Source organism: Ferrovibrio sp. GW821-FHT12F09 (assembly GCF_058806775.1).
In genome coordinates, this window is record NZ_JBXAPZ010000002.1 from 1,385,656 (window position 1) to 1,405,491 (window position 19,836).

A 19,836-nucleotide genomic window follows, 5' to 3' on the forward strand; every position below is an offset into this window, starting at 1 on the left:
CCGCCACAGAATCAGGCCAGACGACGCAGGGTGATAAAGGCCTCGGCGGCCGGCAGGCCAGCCTGGGCACCGCGGAAACGGGCCTGGGCGCAGATGGCATCCAGCGAACGGGCATGCGGCCAGTCGCGCAGCTCGCCCGCATAGCAGGCCATGGCGGCCAGCTTGCGGTCCAGCGTCGTACCGATATCGAGATACTCGGTCGGCATGAAGGGGGCGGCGTTGGGGCCAGCCCAGTCGGTCGCCGAGTTCACCTCCCCAGCCAGCAGGGTCCGCGTGACGGCACCGGGCAACGGCCGGCAGGCTGTCAGTACGGCGGCCTGGGTGATGCGATGATCGACATTGAGGTCGCCGGCATGGTGTGTATAGACCTGCTCGGCCGCAAAGCCGGCAAGGAAGGCTTCCACACGCTGCGCCACATCCAGCAGCGGCACGGAATCCATGCGGTTGTCGGGGAAGTCGGCAAACTCGATGCCGGCGCCCAGGATAGCGGCGGCCCGACGCCCGTGATCCTGCAGCGCGGCCAGCGCATCGGCCGCAGCAGGGCCGCGCGATGCCAGGCCGGTGGCGAGGATCAGAATCCGCACTTCGGCTCCTTCATCGGCATGCCGCGCAATGGCGCCGCCAAAGCCCAACACTTCGTCATCCGGATGCGCCGCGATCACCGCTACGCGGCGGGGCCTGCCCTGGGTCATGGTCTGTCTCCGCCTTGCGGTGTGAATTCGTAAAGCATGTATGTATCGTCGCCACCAGCCGGCGCGAAACCTAGATGCCGGAACAGACGGTGGGACGGCTGGTTATCCGCCATCACCTCGGCATGGACCGGTTGCCCCGGCCAGCGGGCTGCAGCCTGTTGCAGGGCCAGCCGAAGCGCGGCCGAGGCCAGACCGTTGCGACGGGCCGCCGCCACGACATAGATATCAACCAATCGTCGACCGCTGGGCGTATTGCCTAGGCGCACCTGGCCCACGGCCACGCCATCCTGTTCGACGATCCACAGTCCGGAAGCCGGATCCTGAAGCTGGCGTGTCAGCCAGGCAACATGGATGTCCCACGGAATGGCCGCCGTCGTATGCCGCTTGCCGGCCAGCGAGTCGGGCCTGTTGACCCAGTCGAACAGCTGCGCGGCATCGGCACTGCCGGCAGGCCGAAGCCGAATTGTCATCGCACCGAGAAGCCGGGGGCGACCAGTTCGCCGCGCAGGAACTGCCGCGGGTCGCTGCTGGCCAGGGCCGCGCGCAGCGTCTCGCCCGCAGCAGCAAAGGCCGTCATCGTTTCGGCTTCCACCGCCGGCGTATCATGGGCCAGGCAGAGATTGAAACTCGACGCCAGCAATATGCCGCGCTCGGCGAGTTCCTGGCGCAGCAGCCCGCCAAGCAGACCGGCATCGACCGCCCCTTCCGGATGCAGCGCCAATCGCGGCCACCAGCCTTCGCCTTCGAACCGGATCTGGTTGCCCAGGCCATAGCGATCCATCAGCGCGTTGGCACCGGCGATCAACCGCTCACCCAGGCGCCAAAGCCGCGTCGGCCCATCGGTGGCTTCCAGCTTGTCGATCGTGGCAATGGCCGCGGCCAGCGACAACGCCTCGCCGCCGAATGTCGTGGAGAAGAAGATCCGGTCCAGGCCCCGCATGATATCGGCCCGGCCGACCAGCGCCGACAGCGGCAGGCCGTTTGCCATAGCCTTGCCAAAACACGACAGGTCCGGCGTGACGCCGTAATAGGCCTGGGCGCCGCCCATGGCGATCCGGAAGCCGGTGATGATCTCATCGAAGACCAGGATCACGCCATACTGTTCGGTCAGGGCCCGGACCTTCTGCAGGAAACCGGGCAGCGGCGGCGTCTTGCTCGAAGGCTCCAGGATAAGCGCGGCAATCCTGTCGCCGCGCTTGCGCAGCAGGTCTTCCAGGGCATCCGCATCGTTGAACGGCAGTGCATGCGAGAGCGCCTTGATGGCGGCCGGCACGCCGGCATCGCGCGCCGTGGTGCCGATATACCAGTCATGCCAGCCATGATAGCCCATCATGGCGACTTCCTCGCGGCCGGTATGGGCGCGGGCCAGCCGGATCGCCGCCGTGGTGACATCGGAACCGTTCTTGCCGAAACGCACCATATCGGCGCCCGGAATCAGCCGGACCAGCCGTTCCGACAGCTCGGCTTCCAGCGGCGTGGCCAGCGAGAAGGATGCCCCGCGCTCCACCTGCCCGATCACGGCCTGATTGACCGTTTCATCCGCATAGCCAATGACGACCGGCAGCAGACCGAGAATGTAGTCGACGAAAACATTGCCATCCACATCAGTGACATGGGCGCCCTTGCCCGACTGCAGGAACAGCGGGCCCGCGCCTTTCACCAGCGAGATCGAGGCTTTCGAGAGAGTCTGTGTGCCCATCGGAATGGTGCGGGTCGCGCGTTCGTATAACGCCAGCGACTTTTCGTAATTACGGGGCATGATTACCTCGGTGCCTCAGGAGAATTCATCATTGCGTCTGGCCGCCTCGCGCCAGGAAAATCCTTGCGGCAGGCCGGCGAAGAAACGGCGCACGCGATCCAGGTCTTCCTGGCGATCGACCGTCCAGCGCATGGCCGACTGGTCGCTGTCGTTCAGGATATGACCGAGCGAGAACTGGCCACAGCCCAGTTCCGGCTTGCTGCAGCGGATATAGGTGGTCACATGTTCGCGCAGGAAGGGATGACTGGCTTCGCGACCGGCCCGTTCCAGCGCAGCCCGGCTCATCACTTCCACATCGAGGCCATCAGGATAGGTCCGCTGCACTGCATTGGAGACATGATCGTAGCCGCCTTTGGCAAAAAGCTGCAGCGCCTGCTCGATCACGGCGGGATCATGCATGGGACAATCGGCCGTCAGCCGCACCACGATGTCGGCAGAGAAAGCCGCCGCCGCGGCAACATAGCGGCCCAGCACATCCTGCTCATCGCCGCGGAAGCACCGGATTCCCATATCGCGGCACAGGCTTTCGATGGCGTCGTCCGGCGGCAGCACGGTTGCTGCAACAGCAATCTCGGTCAGACCCTGTGTCGGCCGGATGCGCTCGATCATGACCTGCAGACTGGGCCTGCCGCCAATCTCAGCCAGAACCTTGCCCGGCAGCCGGGTCGACGTCATCCGCGCCTGGATAATGGCAACAGCTCTCATCAGGCCGCCCGCACCCGCAAGGCGCCAGCCTCCAGCGACACATCGACCGCGCCATCCACGGGCCGGTAAGGTATTTCCATATCCAGCTTTGCCGCAATGGCAACTTCGGCCAGATTCGATCCGGCCGCAACCGTCGATATGAAACTGCCGCTGGGTCGCGGATTGACCTCAAGCAACCTGATATTCCCATTCCGATCGGTCATCAGGTCGTAGTCGTGCAGGGCATCGAGATTCAGCGCTGCGGCAATCCTGCCGCAGAACTGCTCCAGCGCCGCGTCACGAAACACCAGGTTTCCCGTATAGGGAATACCGGTCGGATTATAACGTTTGCGAACGGAGATGCCGATCGGCCGACCACGGATGGCACAAACATCGGCATCGTAAACCGGCCCACCCATGATCGGCATGACCATCAGGCCGCTCGAATACACGGCGGCATTAAAACTATCCGGCAGCTGGGTCCCGGACATCCGCGCTTCGCGCGCGCCGCTGCCGATCCACGGCTCGACGCTGGCATTGCCGGGCAGAACAATAACGCCACGGCCACCGCGGCCGGATACCGGCTTAACCACGACAGCGCTGCGCGGAAATTCATAGAAAGACAGCGCCTTCTGCAGGTCATCCGCGCCATGCACCACCGTATAGTCCGGGCACGGTATCTCTGCCGCTGCAAGACGCTTGTAGACATCCGCCTTATTGGTCAGCAGGCGCAGGCACTGCTCATCGCTGACCAGGAGGCGGATGCCGGCCGCATCGAATGTTGACCGGGCGGCCGCCAGCGCCATGGCTTCTTCATCCGACCCGGGCCAGATGATGTCGATGGCCAACCGCTGCGCCAGCGCGAGCAAAACGGACGCGTAACCCGGATCGCTGCCGGCCGGAACGAGATGTACGTCGGGCAAACCAGCTTTGTCTCCGACCGCGCGGCTTGAGTCACAGCCGAACACCGTCACTTTCAGAATCTTCGACGAGGCCAGCGCGGCCGCGAGGAAGGGAATCGTTGCCCCTCCGGCACAGGTCAACAGAAGTCTGATGGGTGTGGGCGACATCGGAATACTCAATCCAGTCCTTCAACATCGGCGGCAGACAGAACCTGATCGCGCTTCAGCGTCGTTCGCGCCCTTTTCCCTATAGCTGCATCGTAGAAGGCCGGATCCAGGCCGCGATTGCCGGGCAGCGGGCGTTTGACCGCCACATTATCTGCCGACAACACTTCGCCAGACTGGATGTCCCGGCGCGCGACAAGGCAGCGACGTCCGAATTCCCTGGTCTTCCGCTCAAGCGGATGCAAGCTCTTGGCGGCATGTCCCAGCATGGCTTCGGCCAGACGCACCTTGCGCACCATTTCCGTCATGTCGGCCACATCAAGAGAGATGCGGTGGTCGAAACCCGGACGGCTGACATCCAGGGTGAAATGCTTTTCCAGCATGTCGGCGCCGGCCGCAACGGCAAAAGCACAGGCATCGATGCCGAGGCAGTGATCGGAATAGCCCACCGGAATGCCGTATTTCTGCTGGTACGTGCCGATGACACGGAGATCCAAAGTCTCTGCCGGAGCCGGGTAAATCGACGTACACTGGAACAGGCCGATTCCTGTTGCGCCTGCGGATTTCGCCAGTGCAACGGCAGCGTCGACTTCGCCGGCCTCGGACATCCCGGTCGACATCAACAGCGGCTTTTGCAGGCCGGCTACCGCCCGCAGGATTGGGCCGGCAGACAGCAATCCGGAAGAAATCTTGTAGCCGGGCGGATTAAGGCGCTGCACCCATTCCAGGGTCGGCAGATCGCCAACCGTCGTGAAAGCCTCCATGCCAAGCTTCTGGGCGCGCTCGAATACGCGGCCGGTTTCCTCAGGGGTGAGAGCCGCCGCCGAGAATATCTTGTGGCTTTCCGTGCCCTGCACGTAGCTTTCGTCTGCATTCACGCTTTGCAGCTTGATCGCGTCAACACCGCATTTGGCTGCGGCATCCACCATATCCAGACAGGCGGCGACATCGCCCTCGTGGTTGATCCCGATCTCTGCAATCACGAAAGTGGGCGATCCGCTGCCTATGCGCCGCCCGCCAAATTCGATCACCCCATTCCATGTTTTCGTCATGGGGTAAGCCCCTCTTCCTTCAAGTTGCGCTGCAAGTGGCCGAGGATGGCCTCGCGCGCCGCACGCCCCGGGCTTGCAGCCGCACCGAACAGCTCCTGCACGACTCGCGCGCGCGCAGCAGATTTCGCACGCGCCGCCGCTTCGATCTGCTCTATCGGCAGGGAGAGAAAATCCTTGAGCCTGTCATGGAAATCCGGCGCCGCGGCATCAAAGCGGAAAAACGCGTCGTCGAACATCTGCCGCGCTTCCGAACTGAGCGGCTGTGCCGCCGGGTCGTCGATAAAGACCAGTGGCAGGCCGGATAATGCGCACCATCCGACGGTACTGGTCGCGCCACCCGTGACCACGATCCTGTGCCGGCGCACCATGAACCTCAGGTCGAACTCATCCAGAAAGACATCGACATTATCCGCCCGGCCGGCTGCGGCCAAGGCCGGATCAAGGTCAGCATACCGGAGCGAAGGGTATGGCTTGTAGAGCACCTGATGCGGGAGCCTGGAAAGAACCCTGGAAATGATGGCGATCTCGCGCTCGCCCCGTTCAAGATCCGTGAGTGCCGTTGTCGATATCTGCCGTATGCCGCGATACAACAGGGTCGAAACGTAAAGCAGGGGCTGGACAGCCGGCGTCATGGCGAGACGCGATAAACGCCAGTAGTCACTGGGCAGGCCAACGGTATAGGCCGGTGATGACGAAAACGCGTTGCCCTCACGGCTCACCCGGGCCGCGACTCCGTTGAAGGTCAGCATCGCGTCGCAGTAGTTATTTTCGTTGATGACGCTGGCATCGATCGGCCAGTTGGCAATTTCACGACGCACTCCGTGCTGGAAACCAAACATCGGGATGCCGAGAGTCCGAGCGGCAGCGTGCAGGCCGGCCCCACCCGCGGTCATGGGCGCGCCATGCAAAATCATCGCCCGGGGTTCAGAACCATCGGATTTATACGTCTCCAGCCGGCTGGCTGCCTGTTTCTGCAAGCCCCGAGAGGATTCCATCTGGCTTTGAGAGGATGCCACCAGTCTCTCGACAAGCTGGTCATGCAGCGCTGGCAGGAAGAATTCCTTGTAATGACGATCGAAAGCACTCCGGACGGCGGCTTTCAGAAACTTGTGCTGCGGCTCTGTCAGGGCGCGGCTGTTGCCAAGCGGCAGCTTCAGCGGAATGATCCTGTGACCCTTCACCGCCAGCGCAACGGCGGCATCCTTGACCAACTCATTGCTGTCCCGGAGAACCAGAACGTCCGGCTTGAGCCGCCAGCTTGCAGGCAGGCGCGGCCCGATGGCCGCCAGGACCCGATAGGCGATCCGGTTCAGCCGCAAATTCCTCATATGCCAGCCAAGGCTGGGAGCTTTCCCACCAAAGGATGTTCCATGCGAGGGGAGCTGGACTTTGATGTCGACCGTCTTCAGGAGCGGATTCGCTTTCAGGAAATCCGGCCAGGGCGACTGCAGGTCGCGATCAACCTTTGCGGTACCGGTAACGGGCTGCAGCACCAGCCGCGGCTCGGTCAGATCCTCACCCGTTACCATCAGAGCCTTATGCAGGAACATATGCCCCATAAATGCGCCATACGCGCCCGCAATCGCTGCCTCACGAAGCTCCGCGGATTCAGAAAGAGCCGAGAAAAGAGAAGAGGTATACTGCCCGACGCGCCGGATGAATGCCTCCGTGACATCATGCGGAATCCGGGCATCCACATCTTCCGCGGCCTGAAGCCCGGTCAGAACGGCGGGTGAGCTCGACAGGATATGCGCATTGGCCGACAGGCCGTCGCGCTGCGCCGCATCCAGGGCTTCCAGGCTGTCGCAGAACACGACCTTGTACTGTGACAGATCCATACTCAGTTTGCCCGGGGTGTGTTTGATGCGTCGCTCGACAGCTTCGCAAGGTGGCTGGCGACCCGCGCAGGCCCCAGACCGTCGACCAGATTTCTGCCTGCCGCCGAGAGTTTTTCCCTCAGATGCGGCGAAGCGCAAAGCTCCCGATATGCCGTGAGGAAAGCCCGGCGGTCAAAATCGGGCATCGTACCGCCCATGACAATCGCGTCATGCGCCATCAGATTCTGCGCAAGCCGGGCCTGCGTCGCATTTTGCGAGACAACCAGATTGACCGCACCGGCCGCCAGCCGCTCCAGCAGACTGACCCCGCAGGCGCCGATCACGATGTCAGCCTGCGAAACCAACGCCCGAATGTCTGATGATCCGATATGCAGGGCGGAATGACCCTGCCCGCTTACCCAATCCTCAATCTGCTGCCGATGCAGCGCAGCGGCGCCGATCGCAATATCGATATGCGGCAGAGGGCCACCGGAGTCCTGCAGCGCCGACAGGACAGCTCCCGCGGCGTTGACACTGTCGACCATGCCGAAGGCAACGAGGATCGATGCAACGGGACGCGGCGCCCGGTCATTCCGCAAATCCCGCCAGGCGGAGTCGATCAGGACATACGGTGCACCGCATAATGCCGGAATACCCATAATGACATTATCGGTGCGCCCGGGGTGAGGGTGAATAATCAGGTCTGCCGCGCGAAAGCCGCTGCCGTCATCGTCAATAAAAGCAACCATCGCGGCATTCGGGAAAACCGCTTCATCCGGCTCTGGGTGATCCAGAATCAGGCCAAACAGACCTTGCGCCGGGATCGTGTCAGCAACAGGGAAGCCTTCTGACACAAGAATTTCCCGCCAGCCGAGTGCATCGTGATCAAGCAGAAAATGGATTTCCGCATTTGGCATAGCATGCCGCATTGCGCGCGCCAGAGGCAGGCAGCGGGCCATATGGCCTGCGCCCCAACTCGCAGCCGAAGCGACCCGGAAATACCAGCGCTCGATCATCCCCGACGTACAATATTCGTCAGCGCCTCGATGACCCGATCAACATCGGATTCCGACATTGCCGAGAACAGCGGCAGCGACAATGCCTGGGCATAATAGGATTCGGCGCCAGGCAGGCTGATCTCACCATACCGGCCGCTGTAATAAGGCTGCCAATGCAGCGGGATATAATGCACCTGCGTGCCGATCCCGCTGGCCTGCAGGCGACGGACGACATCAAGACGGCTCAGGCCCAGTGCTGCAAAGTCGATGCGCACCACAAACAAATGCCAGGCGGCATCACAGCCTTCATGTTCGCGGACAGGCTGCACCACAGGTGCCAGGTCGGCCAATCCGCGACGATACCGGGCAACCAGCGCGGTGCGGCGGCTGACGAAATGATCCAGACGGCCAAGCTGGCTTAGCCCCAAAGCAGCCTGGATATCGGTGGCCCGGTAATTATAGCCTGGCTCCTGCATCTCATAATACCAGGGCAGGCCAGCGCCCTCGGCTGTACGGCCCGGGCTGTCCGGGCTCCAGCTGGCCGGATCGCGACGCATGCCATGATTGCGGGCCGCTGCCAGTCGCTCGGCCAGAACCGGGTCGCGCGTCGCCACCGCACCGCCCTCGCCCATTGTCATGGTCTTGACTGGATGAAAGGAAAAACTCGTCATCGTTGAATGCCGGCAGGCCCCGACCGGAATCCAGTCATTGCCGACGGCGTATCGCGTCCCGACGGCATGCGCGGCATCTTCCATCAGGTCGATATTCAGGCCGCCTGCTGTCGCCGCGAGTTCCGGCAAGTCACCGCATTGACCGCCCATATGCACAACCGTGGCAACGCGCGGTTTTTTGCCAAACCTGTTCTCAGCCCGCTTCACGGCCTGCAGCAGGTTTTCCGGCGTCATCAGCCCCGTATCGGGGTCAACATCGGAAAATTCAACTTCGGCCCCGACATAACGCGCCGCATTGGCCGTGGCCAAGAAGGTTATCGCCGGCACAACCATCACATCGCCGGGCTGTAGCGGCAGCGTCAGCGCCATCAGATGGAGGGCGGCCGTACCATTGCTGCAGACGACCACATGAGCGCCATCCATACGGCTCGACAATGCCGCTTCAAGGGCGGGTACGGCAGGACCCGTGGTCAGGAAGTCTGACTTCAGCGCGCTGACAACCGCAGCGATGTCCGTGTCATCTATATCCTGCCGCCCATAAGGCAGCATGGGCTTAACCGGCGCATCCGTCATCAGGCGCGCTCCCCGTCAACCGGCATCACTGGCACCGGGATTGCGCTTCAGCCAGTCTTCCTGGCGCAGGGCAACCGAAACAGCATCTGTATATGCCTCGTTGACCCAGTACATATCCTTGATCCGACCGACTTCCTGGAACCGCAGAAGGTCGAGAATGGCCTTCGAAGCCTCGTTGCAGGCCATGTAGCCACCCTTCACAATCCGAAGGTTGAGGCGCATGAACGCAACCCGGATCAGAGTGGAAAACGCATCTATGACATGAGGGCCGCTGCGGAATTCCGGCTCACCCATCACAATGGCCAGATCGGCATACCGATGCACCCAATTGATACCATTCAGATTGCAAACCCCAATATGGCGCTCGGTTTCCTTGTCGATGATCGACAGAACCACACGATCCTTCGAATTGGCTATCGACCGGTAAAATTCACGCTGGCGATCCACCGAATTGGGAAAATGATGAGACCCGATCCATAGTGCGGTCTCTTCGTCGCTGAACCATTCGTGCCAGCGACCTTCGGCATCCTGTTCTGTCGGATGTCGCAGGTAAACCCGCCGGCCAATGGCATAGGGATTATACATGCCAGCCCCCCCTCTTGGCCTCCAGCGCAGCAATCAGGCTGACCGCATCGTCGATGCCAACGATGTCTTCGTCGCTGAAAGCGACCTTGAACTTTTCCTCTGCTGCCAGAATCAGGGTCATGTGCTTCAGAGAATCCCATTGCGGGATCGTCTTCGGCGACGCATCCGACGTCACACTGTCCGTTGGAACCCGCATGATGCTGGCAATAAGCTCATAGACCTGCGGTCCGATTTTCTGGTCACTCATTGACGCTGTCCTCGCCTGCATTCCTGATCATGGAAAAAGTATTGTCGCGCCGATATTCATAGCCGGAAAGGCTGCGCGAAAACCGGGAAACGCCCGCCGCATCACGCCCCAGTTCCGAAAAGCCATTGGCAGGATAGAAGCTTTCGACCTGCTTGTTCTTGGCCGTGGGTATATACTCACCCTCGACACTGCTCGCCCCGCGTAGTTGTGCAACACGCAGCAGTTCATCCAGAAAAGCCGCTTCTATGCCACGGCCAAGCGCGCGACATGACATGAGCAGCGTATCGATTTGCGCCGCAGCACCCTCATAGGCAAGAATGGCCGTGCCCACCACGCCCAGGTCGCCGAATTTATCGGCCACCCGCAGCCATATGACGTCATGCCGGTTCGACTGGGAGTAAGTCACAATATCGGCTTCGTTATACCGCCGCGTCGTCAGGTTGAACTGGTTGGTTTTCTGGGTCTGCTGCGCGATCCGCGCATAGGTCTGCGCATCGGCATATCCGAACTCAAGCTGCATCTGCAGGCCGCGAAGATAATCTCCCAGCCCGACAGAATCAGCCTTAACCCGCTTGCGTTCGGCATCGACTTTGTACATTTCACCGCGTTTGCGGTCTTCAGCCGTGATACGCAACGAGTCAAACAGGCCGCAATTCGCCAGAGTGCCGGCGAAATCGGCGGGACGGCCCTTGGGCAACTGGATGACCGCCACGTCAGGCAGGCTTTCCCGGACCAGATTAATTTCGAAATCACTGTCATCCATGAACACCATGCTATCGAGACCGATATTTAGTTCGACAGCCAGTGCCTTCAGATTCTCCGCCTTATTCGACCAGTTGATGCGGGAGGCGGCGATGTGGTGTGGCCGCAGCAGCATATCCGGGTGGTCACTCAAAACCTCCCAGACGTCGGCCTCGTTATTCTTGCTGCACAGGCAAAGTATGATGCCGCGATGGTACAGATTGACGACTTCATTCTGCAGGTCGGCAAAAGCCGAGCCAGGATAATCCTGGCCGATCTTGATACCTGCCAGACCATCCTCGCCAACAATGCCGCCCCAGAGGGTGTTGTCGCAATCCAGAACAAGGCACTTCTTGTTGAGGCCCTTGGCCGCGCGGATGAATTTGAAATTCTCCACTGCAATTTCAAACAGGCCGCGCGTTTTGTATGGCGCACGCGCGATGAGCCTGTACCGAGGATCGTAAAAGTCTGCAGCGCCGACGCGACGCAGGCAGAGGTCAAGATCGACGGCAAAAGCATCCTGCGCTTCGCGCAAAACGGCATGCAACCGGCCATTCAGACGGGCAACGACCTCGGCCTGCCCATGCTCCAGGGCCGGATCGACGGCGCCGAAACTGGGAGTCAGCGGCCCCTCGAAACCCTGCCAGAGGACAAGGGCACTGGTCTTTTCCCGAATCCCGGCCACAACAATACGGAAGATATCCGAAAGCCTGTCGAGCTCCGCTTCGATCTCTTCAGGCTTCCCAGCCGCAAGCCCCCGGGCAATCAGCGGCGAAACCGCAGCCACCGGCATGAAAACAAGAACTGCATCCAGCTCTTTCGTCAGGATATCGGACTGCGGGGCTATCGCCTCCTGGATGACCGTGTCGAACCCACCGAAGCGAACCTCGGTTTGAAAGCCCGCCTGGAGGCCAAGGTATTTCAAATAAGGCTCGATGCCCTCCACCGTGATCGAACGCAGCACGGCTAGGCTAAGACGCGGCCGCCTCGTGGCGGGCGCAGCGGCGAGTACGTCCTCGATCTCAGGGAGAGTTGGCATAGCCTGCATGACGGGACCGATTACCAGATATCGCCACGACGCTTTTGCAGAACCATCGCCATGGACCGCGGCAGGTATTTCCGCTCCAGCGGGAAACCTTCCGGAGCGGCCGAATTGGCCGCCACCAGACGCAACCCGGCACGCTCGGCCATCAGGATTGGTTCGGATTCGCGCTTATATTCGTAGATATGATCGACTTCCGCCGCCGTCAGCGCCAAGGTCACGAACACCAAGCCACCGCTTTTCGTGTTACGGGCGATGCTCTCGAACAGGTCCTGTGGCTGCTCCAGATGCTCTGCGAGGAAACAACTGATGCAGGCGTCGGCCGGCTCGGGCAGCGCTGCACGCAAAGCATCCGCCGTCGTATATGAAGCGCGATCGGCCAGCCCAATGGCAGAGGCCATTTGGCGCGCCAGGGCAACGGAGGTTTCGCTGATATCAAGACCGGACACCGAAAGCCTGGGCTGCCCGTCGACCGCCAGGAAGCCCCAGATACCAGATCCCGAACCAAGCTCCAGAATATGGCGATCTTCCGGCTGCAGGCGAGCCAGAAACTGGTCACGGAAAAAGCCATACAGCTTCAGGTGATGCCCCCAGAAGAAGGTCGTGAGGTAGACGCCCCAATGATAGGCATTCATAAAGTCGGCCTGACTGTATGTCGCCTCATAGACTTCCTGGTAATTGCTGTGGCGATAACGCCCGGCACCTTCGTAGAGCAACTGGTGGCGATTGACGTTGGTCGTAAAGAATTTATAGCCATCAATCAGGGTTGTGGCCCAGCTATCCCCCAGCACCGCTTCCGCCCAAGACGACATCTTGCCGCCCAGTTCATCGAACAGCGCCGTATTACCGGCCCGGTTTGTCTCAACCGATCTCCAGCCCATGGGATTGCGGTCGGCGAAGGCCTTCAGCAGAAGTTCCAGCCGTGCCGCAGTTGATGTTGTCATGCTTGCCATATCCTGCATATCCGCCAGTGTGGAAAAGGGGTGCGCTTCACACCGTGGCGAGCAGATCGCGCAGTTCCGAGATCGTCAGCCAATCATTGTTGCTGTTGCTGGCGTATTCAAATTCGGGATTCGCCTTGCGGAACTCGTTGCCAAACAGGGCTTTCCTGGTGAACTGGTTCAGGGTTGGCTCGATGAGGTATCGATCATCCGTCTCCCAGGTCATCCTGGCGTCATCCTTGGAGATCAGCAATTCATGCAGTTTCTCTCCGGGCCGGATGCCGATCACGCGCTGCGGCATGTCGGGCGCCATGGCCGTGGCAAGATCTGTGACACGCATACTGCGGATCTTCGGAATAAAGATTTCGCCGCCATGCATATCCTGCAAGCGGGAAAGCACAAAATTCACGCCATCGGTCAGAGCAATCCAGAACCGTGTCATCTGTGCATCCGTGATCGGCAGGAACTCCGCCTTCTCCGCAATCAGCTTCCGGAAATATGGGATGACACTGCCGCGCGATCCCAGGACATTTCCGTAGCGCACAACAGAAAACCGGGTTTTGACGCCGCTGCTCAGATTGTTCGCCGCAACGAAAATCTTATCCGAGGCCAGCTTGCTGGCGCCGTACAGGTTGATCGGATTGACCGCCTTATCGGTGGACAATGCGATGACCCGCTGCACACCCGACTTCATGGCGGCATTCACGACATTTTCCGCACCAATCACATTTGTGCGTATGCATTCAAACGGATTGTATTCCGCAACCATCACATGCTTCAGCGCGGCAGCATGCACGACGATATCGACATCGCGCATCGCCATCTCCAGGCGTCCCGCATCACGCACATCGCCGATGAAATACCGCAGGCTGGGATGATCGGACGGAGACAGATGCTGGGCCATCTCATACTGCTTCAGCTCGTCGCGGCTGAAGACGATCAGGCGGCGCGGCTTGTACTTCTCCAGCACTGTGGAAACGAACTTCTGCCCAAAAGAGCCCGTTCCGCCCGTAACCAGTATTGCCTTATCATTAAACAAGGTCTCGTCCATCTTTTCTAACCTGCTGCTATACGGTCTAAACTCACCGGCATCCGCTCCTCGCGCATCCGGTGATGAAAGTTTTCAATGCGCGGCTAAGGGCGCATCTCGTCCGCGCACGACATCCAGACGGCCGTGCTTTAGATAAAGGATGCTGTCGGCATCCGCTACGGCCTGGCTGCTATGAGAGATCAGCAAGATCGTTTTCCCGAGCGTATCGCGCAGCCTGGAAATGGCCTCACGTATTGCTGCTTCCGACTTGTCGTCAACTGCGCTCGTCGGCTCATCGAGGATAATAATCGGCGCCGACGACAGAAACGCCCGCGCCAGCGCAAGCCGCTGGCGTTGTCCGCCGGAAAGATTCGTACCGTCCTCACTCAACAATGTTTCGTATTTCCGAGGCAGAGCGTCGATAAAGCCGGCCGCATTCGCCTGGGCGGCCGCCCAGGAAATCTGAGCCGGCGTGGCTTCTGGCGAAAGATAACCGATATTGTCGGCTATCGTGCCGTCGTAAAAAATGGGGGTCTGGGGAATATAGAGGATATGATTCCGATAATCGCCGAGCCCGATGTCGCCCGCCGCGATCCCGTCAAAGGTCAGCGTGCCGCTCGATGGCTGTTCCAGACCGCTTATGATGTCAACCAAGGTGGTTTTACCAGCGCCGGATTCGCCAACGATCGCCGTCAGCCTGCCGGCCTGGATATGTACCGAGACATTGCTTACCGCAGCCTGCGCCGTTCCATCATACGTCTTGCTGATATCAATCAGGTCTATGCCATGGTTCAGCGCCGGAAACGGCTGCGCTCCGGTGCGAACTTCCCTGCTTGCCTCCAACAGGCGGATGATATCATCCACACGCGTGAAGCTCGCCCCAATGGTTGCAATCTGCTGACGAGTCCGCAGCAAGGCCTCTACAAGAGGCAGGAGCCGGATCATGATCAGTGTCAGCAGGGTAATGCGCGCGACATCGAGCTGGAACCACTCTACCGACACGACCAGGGTGCCGATGACCAGAATGGCCGCCAGCGGCGTAACAATGAGCCCAATCATGGCCGCAGCGCGGGTATGACCAAGATAGGTCGCGGAAATCTCCCGGCTCAAGCCACGGAACACCGTTGTTTCACGCTCTGCGGCGGACGCGAACTTCAACAGACGCCAGCCGCGAAAGCGCTGCCCGGTCTTTTGTGCATAATCTTCCTGCAGGCCGGCAAGGCGAACGGAAAGCCGCCTGGCAACAGCCACATACCGGCCAAGCGTCAGCATGATAAGTATGGCGGCCAGGAGCACAAGGATTGTAGGGCCCGGCATAATAACCAGTGAAGTTACTGCGTATACAGCGACCGAGATCAAAGCCGTCGCCACTGACGGCAGGCTGCCAGCAATATTCCCCGATGCCTGAGCATGCTGAGAGCATGCCACAACAAAGCTGCCGCTCGTCATGCCACGGATGGCGGAGGGGCTGGCCTCGGAAAATGCGGAGAACAACCGCATTCGCAGAGCGGATGCTATTTTCTCACGCAATACGGCACCCAGCATGACGGCAGCAGCAAGCGCAATACTGCGCAGAACGATAAAAAATATCACTGCGATCGAGAGCGACGCGAGACTGACCGGTATGCCAAACCAGCCATACAGGCTGACCAATTCCGTCCAAAAGCGCGATTTGGCGGCAAGGGCCGAAGCGTTGCTGCCACTCTGGATATACTCCAGAAGCGGCAGCACCATCAGGAGCCCGAAAACATCCGTTACGGCGCCAACCAGGCTGACGCCAACAACCGCGACGATTTCGCGTACACGTATAACGCCAAGCCGCAAAGCAAGCGTCAACGCCGGCGGCAACATCGATTGCAACATCAAAACCGGTTCCGCCTACTCAAAATCGACACGAGCAGCCTTCAGGTCTTCGGGCCGCCCGACGTCGCGCCAGTATTCGTGCACCGGGAATACTCCGAATTTGAGGCCGATATTCCTGCCTGCGTTCAACAGGTCCGGCATATCGATCTGCTGTCCCTTGCGAACCAGGGCAAGAACGACCGGCGCCATCACATATACGCCTGCAGCCACGAAATGACGCAATAGCGGCTTCTCTTCCATACCGAGGAAGCCCCCATCGTCGCCATGCCGTATGACCCCAAACGGAACTTCATACTCGTGCACGACGGCTGCAATGGTCCCGTCATTGCCATGCTGATGGTGAAAATTCGTCATCCGGAGCAGGTCGAAATTGGTCAGGACATCGGCATTTACGATCAGGAGAGGCTCATCCAGAGCCGCGAATTGCCCGAGCGCACCAGCCGTTCCCAGAGGTTGGGCTTCATATACGGCATGGCATTGCACATTGCCGCGACGCTCCTTGAGGAAAGAGACAATCTGGTCGGCGAGGTGGTGCACCGTCACATAGGCAGTTTCGATTCCCGAGGCTTCGAGCCACTCCAAGGTTCGCTCGATCAGAACCTTCCCGCCAACCTCAACCAAAGGCTTCGGCTTGTCCCGCGTATGCTCGCCAAGGCGTCTGCCGAATCCCCCGGCCATGACCACTGCCGTCTTCACCTTCTGGGCCGCTGCCGCCGCAACCAGAATTTCACGCAGGACGCCGGTTTCATCCAGAACCGGAATAAATGCCAACTGCTTCGACACAAGAATTTCCGCGTTACGCCCCGGCGCATTCAGCTGACCGAATACCGGGTCGACCTTCATGCAATCCCTGGCCAGGGCTTCCAACGTCATGCCGCGCAGAAGAGCGCGCCGGACATCGCCATCGGTAAGCGTCCCGAGCAGATGGCCTGTGGCGCTGACAATGACCTGAAATTGTTGCGGCGACTGATTAATCCGCTCCATAGCCTCCCGCAGCGTCGAGGACGGGCTCAGCACAAAGGGCGTTACATTTCGTATACTGTGCATAACTCAGGCCGAGCCAAGCAGATGGGGGTAGGCTTTTTTGTATGGAATATTGCGCTGCGCGATGCAGCCCGCGCATAAGGTGCCGCCAATTTTCCGGGCGATATGACGGCGGCGGAAATCCTGGAACTCGTCGGAATTCCAAGCTTCCAGCAGAGACGCTTTATTCAGATCTCCGACAATGAGGTCATTGTTGAAATCCGAGCAGCATGCGCTCAGATAACCTTCTACCGTCACGTTCAGGTATGACCACAGCTGATAGCAGGGCAGCGTGGTGCGCAGGCGATTCAGGGTCTCCGACTTGTCGACATCCTCGTAGCCGACATACGGACGCTCTTCGCCCTTCACGACTCTGTGCTTCAGCGGCGTACCAATGACAATGAAGGGATACCGCACCACCTCATCGACCTCTGCTCCGATCAGGTCCTTCAGTGTCTCGAAAGTATGGGCAGATTGCGGCGTTTCAACAAAGCTCACAAACAGCTTCATCGGGCGCACCTTGCGCCGATATTCCGCAACCACGCGCAGATTCTCGATGACGGCATCAAATTCGTCCGCATCATGCACCAGGGCGTAAGTTTCCCGGTCGCCGGCGTTGATGGAGAATTTGAGACTATCGAGACCGGCCTCCAGAACAGGCAGGAGCTTGGGCCCGACCACGCGTCCACCATTGGTGGACAGATATACATAGGTGAAGCCAATGCTTTTGGCCAAACGCACATAATCAGGCAGCTTCTTATTCAGGAAAGGCTCGCCTGTGCTGTAGAAAGAAATCTCACGAATACCCGCCTCATAGGCCTGCCGCACCACGCGCTCAAGAGTGGCGTCGTCCATAACCTGTCGCGCCCGCTCCATTGTCGGATTGGGACAAAAGAAGCATTTGTGATTGCAGGAATTATTGATCTCTATGGAGATCTTGGATGGCAGCGCCGGCGTCGGCGATAAAGCCTCGGTCCGGATACGCTGTTCAACCTGCGCACCGATGAAGCTGCCTTCAAGAATATCGTCTGACATACATCTACTCCTGTGACCGGCTCACTGCTGGTGAATGGAATGGGTCACAAATCCAGAAGCGAGGAACATTCCCCGCCAGTTCCTTGCCAGGCTCAGTTCAGCTGACAAAGGCTCGACCGCCAAAGCTGGCGCGGCCCGCGCAATGCGGGGCGGCACAGAATAAAAGCGGTAGAAAACAGTGTCATTCAGGGTATAGCCGAAAACTCGCAAGGTGGCCTGCAATTCCAACGGATTGTCCGGCCGGACCTCGACACGCTCGCGCAATGGTCTGACAGAAGACGCCGGCGCATCCAGGGCTTCATGCAGCTGAGAAAGCAGAAGCTCTTCATTTTCCTGCGCAATTGCTCCGGTTGAACGGCACAGATCCGCAATAAATTCAGCCGTATACTTATCGACCGAGAACAGATCGAAGAGTGCGTTTGCATGAGCGACAATCAGGCTGCCGCCGGACGTCAACAGACGGGCAGCATCTCTGTAGAATTTGTCGGCCTGGTCTGAGGTGAGAAACTCGACCGGCCCCAGGCAAAGGATAAGATCGACCTTACCAAGTCCAGGCTGCAAATCAGCGGCGTTGCCGAGGTAGAATTCCGTATCAGCCATGCCACGGGCGGACAGCCGATCATGCGCCAGCTGCAGCATGTTCGGCGAGATATCGATACCGACCACCGACCACCCCAGCGCCCGCAGATCACCCGTCAGCTCGCCGCTGCCACAGCCGATATCAAGCGCGCGCCCCGGCTTCAGGCTTTTTACGATCTCCATCACATGATGCCGACGCACTGCATAGAATGCATTGCCTGATGACTCATCAGACGGATAGGCATTATCGCGAAACCAAGGAAAGAATTCTTCATTCCAGAATTCGTAGGCTGGCTTCACCCCAGAACCGGACATTCCGCTCACCGGGAGGCTTGTCATCGTGCTGCGTGCTTCAGATGCCAGCGGCCGCCGCGCCACTCGACAATTTCGCGATTGGCGAATCGCGCAACAATGCGGTCGAACTCATCCTCGGACAAACGGGTATAAGAACAAAAAGCAGCTTTAATCTCCGGCGCAAGAACGCCCTCACAGTCGTTCACTGCCGATACAGCCTCGTCTCTCGACATCCGTCCGTAGCTGATATGATTAAATGCCACATCGGTAACGCGCGAGAAGCCAAATTTGATGAACTTGAGCCAGGCATTGACCGGCACAACGAAATCATCAATGCCGTGATAATTGTCGATAGTACCGGGCCGCGGTGCCGCCAGAGGCCTGAAGCCATTATCCTGTGCGAGCTCGAAAATGCGATGGCTATCCCAGTTGATGAAATATCCCATCCAGACGACATTGAGCGCGGACTTCAGCAGACGCTCCTTGGGTGGCGCCAGATAAGCGCCGAGTTCAGCAGCCGCGAACCCGTAGGCAGCCCAGGCTTCAAGATCGAGTTCGCCATCCAGCGTGTGAAGCATCTGTTCAAAGGCATTGGCTCCATGGCCGAGATCCTTGCCGCCGCCTTCAAAATCGTGATTCTCACCCATGATCACGAGCTTGATATCCATGTCTGCCGCCATTCGCAGCGGCCATGAATAGATCAGCTTGTCGTGCCCCCAGTTTGGCCAGGCATTCTTTTCAAAGCCGGCGCGGGCGATGCGCTTCGATACATCGGGATTGGGGTTCAGCAGGATCAGGTCGACCCCATAGCGATGGCGCAGATTCTCTATGTTGGCCAGGCCTTCAGGCGTAATCATCTGCGAAGCCACAGAGACGCAAACCGGACGCAATCCCAGTTCTTCCTTCGCAATATGAACCTGGGCATGGCTGTCCTTGCCGCCCGAGACCGGAATCAGGCAATCGTAGGGGCCTTTGCCGCGGCATTGCGCCGCCAGGGCTTCCAGTTCGCGCCTGCGGCCAGACCAGTCAATGTCATGGCGTTTACGTTCCTGAGCGCGACATCCCGAGCAGACGCCACTGTCATCGAAGCTGATCCCTGGCTTCGAGTTCGGATAAACGCAACGCGCGCAATAACGCAGCACG

Annotated in this window: 19 protein-coding genes; all 19 read right to left on the reverse strand. The window is 59.7% G+C overall.

The window, feature by feature from the left end:
• Positions 1-11 precede the first annotated feature (11 nt).
• Entirely contained in the window at positions 12-692 is a 681-nt protein-coding gene (locus tag AC1ROB_RS19785; protein WP_492969388.1) for a PIG-L deacetylase family protein, read from the reverse strand.
• Positions 689-1,162: a GNAT family N-acetyltransferase gene (locus tag AC1ROB_RS19790; protein ID WP_492969387.1), complete on the reverse strand. Its 474-nt coding sequence runs from the start codon at positions 1,160-1,162 to the stop codon at positions 689-691. The genes AC1ROB_RS19785 and AC1ROB_RS19790 overlap by 4 nt, the downstream gene beginning before the upstream one ends.
• On the reverse strand, positions 1,159-2,451 hold the full coding sequence (locus AC1ROB_RS19795; RefSeq protein WP_492969386.1) for an aminotransferase class III-fold pyridoxal phosphate-dependent enzyme: 1,293 nt from the start codon (positions 2,449-2,451) through the stop codon (positions 1,159-1,161). The genes AC1ROB_RS19790 and AC1ROB_RS19795 overlap by 4 nt, the downstream gene beginning before the upstream one ends.
• 15 nt (positions 2,452-2,466) lie before the next feature.
• Positions 2,467-3,156, reverse strand: a complete 690-nt coding sequence (locus AC1ROB_RS19800) for a cytidylyltransferase domain-containing protein (protein ID WP_492969385.1) — start codon at positions 3,154-3,156, stop codon at positions 2,467-2,469.
• On the reverse strand, positions 3,156-4,205 hold the full coding sequence (locus AC1ROB_RS19805; protein WP_492969384.1) for an ATP-grasp domain-containing protein: 1,050 nt from the start codon (positions 4,203-4,205) through the stop codon (positions 3,156-3,158). Before AC1ROB_RS19805 ends, AC1ROB_RS19800 begins: the two co-directional genes overlap by 1 nt.
• A gap of 8 nt (positions 4,206-4,213) precedes the next feature.
• A complete protein-coding gene (locus AC1ROB_RS19810) occupies positions 4,214-5,254 on the reverse strand; it encodes an N-acetylneuraminate synthase family protein (protein WP_492969383.1) in 1,041 nt (346 codons plus the stop codon).
• Positions 5,251-7,092, reverse strand: a complete 1,842-nt coding sequence (locus tag AC1ROB_RS19815; RefSeq protein ID WP_492969382.1) for a hypothetical protein — start codon at positions 7,090-7,092, stop codon at positions 5,251-5,253. Before AC1ROB_RS19815 ends, AC1ROB_RS19810 begins: the two co-directional genes overlap by 4 nt.
• 2 nt (positions 7,093-7,094) lie before the next feature.
• A complete protein-coding gene (locus tag AC1ROB_RS19820; protein ID WP_492969381.1) occupies positions 7,095-8,087 on the reverse strand; it encodes a hypothetical protein in 993 nt (330 codons plus the stop codon).
• Positions 8,084-9,313, reverse strand: coding sequence for a UDP-4-amino-4,6-dideoxy-N-acetyl-beta-L-altrosamine transaminase (pseC, locus tag AC1ROB_RS19825; RefSeq protein WP_492969380.1), 1,230 nt, complete (start codon positions 9,311-9,313; stop codon positions 8,084-8,086). Before pseC ends, AC1ROB_RS19820 begins: the two co-directional genes overlap by 4 nt.
• Before the next feature lie 15 nt (positions 9,314-9,328).
• Positions 9,329-9,898: a GNAT family N-acetyltransferase gene (locus AC1ROB_RS19830; protein WP_492969379.1), complete on the reverse strand. Its 570-nt coding sequence runs from the start codon at positions 9,896-9,898 to the stop codon at positions 9,329-9,331.
• Positions 9,891-10,145 (reverse strand): acyl carrier protein, encoded by a 255-nt coding sequence (locus AC1ROB_RS19835; protein WP_492969378.1) that lies wholly within the window; start codon positions 10,143-10,145, stop codon positions 9,891-9,893. Before AC1ROB_RS19835 ends, AC1ROB_RS19830 begins: the two co-directional genes overlap by 8 nt.
• The gene (locus AC1ROB_RS19840) at positions 10,138-11,850 is read right to left on the reverse strand and encodes an HAD-IIIC family phosphatase (RefSeq protein ID WP_492969377.1); all 1,713 of its coding nucleotides are present in this window, start codon (positions 11,848-11,850) and stop codon (positions 10,138-10,140) included. The genes AC1ROB_RS19835 and AC1ROB_RS19840 overlap by 8 nt, the downstream gene beginning before the upstream one ends.
• Before the next feature lie 95 nt (positions 11,851-11,945).
• A complete protein-coding gene (locus AC1ROB_RS19845) occupies positions 11,946-12,872 on the reverse strand; it encodes a class I SAM-dependent methyltransferase (RefSeq protein WP_492969376.1) in 927 nt (308 codons plus the stop codon).
• Positions 12,873-12,918: 46 nt separating this feature from the next.
• A complete protein-coding gene (gene pseB / locus AC1ROB_RS19850; protein WP_492969375.1) occupies positions 12,919-13,920 on the reverse strand; it encodes a UDP-N-acetylglucosamine 4,6-dehydratase (inverting) in 1,002 nt (333 codons plus the stop codon).
• Positions 13,921-13,992: 72 nt separating this feature from the next.
• Positions 13,993-15,762 (reverse strand): ABC transporter ATP-binding protein, encoded by a 1,770-nt coding sequence (locus AC1ROB_RS19855; protein ID WP_492969374.1) that lies wholly within the window; start codon positions 15,760-15,762, stop codon positions 13,993-13,995.
• A 15-nt stretch (positions 15,763-15,777) separates the two neighbouring features.
• A complete protein-coding gene (locus AC1ROB_RS19860) occupies positions 15,778-16,809 on the reverse strand; it encodes a sugar phosphate nucleotidyltransferase (protein ID WP_492969373.1) in 1,032 nt (343 codons plus the stop codon).
• 3 nt (positions 16,810-16,812) lie between these two features.
• Positions 16,813-17,820 carry a radical SAM/SPASM domain-containing protein gene (locus AC1ROB_RS19865; RefSeq protein ID WP_492969372.1) on the reverse strand — a complete coding sequence of 336 codons (1,008 nt, stop codon included), beginning with the start codon at positions 17,818-17,820 and terminating at the stop codon, positions 16,813-16,815.
• A 21-nt stretch (positions 17,821-17,841) separates the two neighbouring features.
• Complete coding sequence (locus AC1ROB_RS19870; RefSeq protein ID WP_492969371.1) at positions 17,842-18,738, reverse strand: class I SAM-dependent methyltransferase; 897 nt, start codon at positions 18,736-18,738, stop codon at positions 17,842-17,844.
• Positions 18,735-19,835, reverse strand: coding sequence for an N-acetyl sugar amidotransferase (locus AC1ROB_RS19875; protein WP_492969370.1), 1,101 nt, complete (start codon positions 19,833-19,835; stop codon positions 18,735-18,737). Before AC1ROB_RS19875 ends, AC1ROB_RS19870 begins: the two co-directional genes overlap by 4 nt.
• Position 19,836 lies beyond the last annotated feature (1 nt).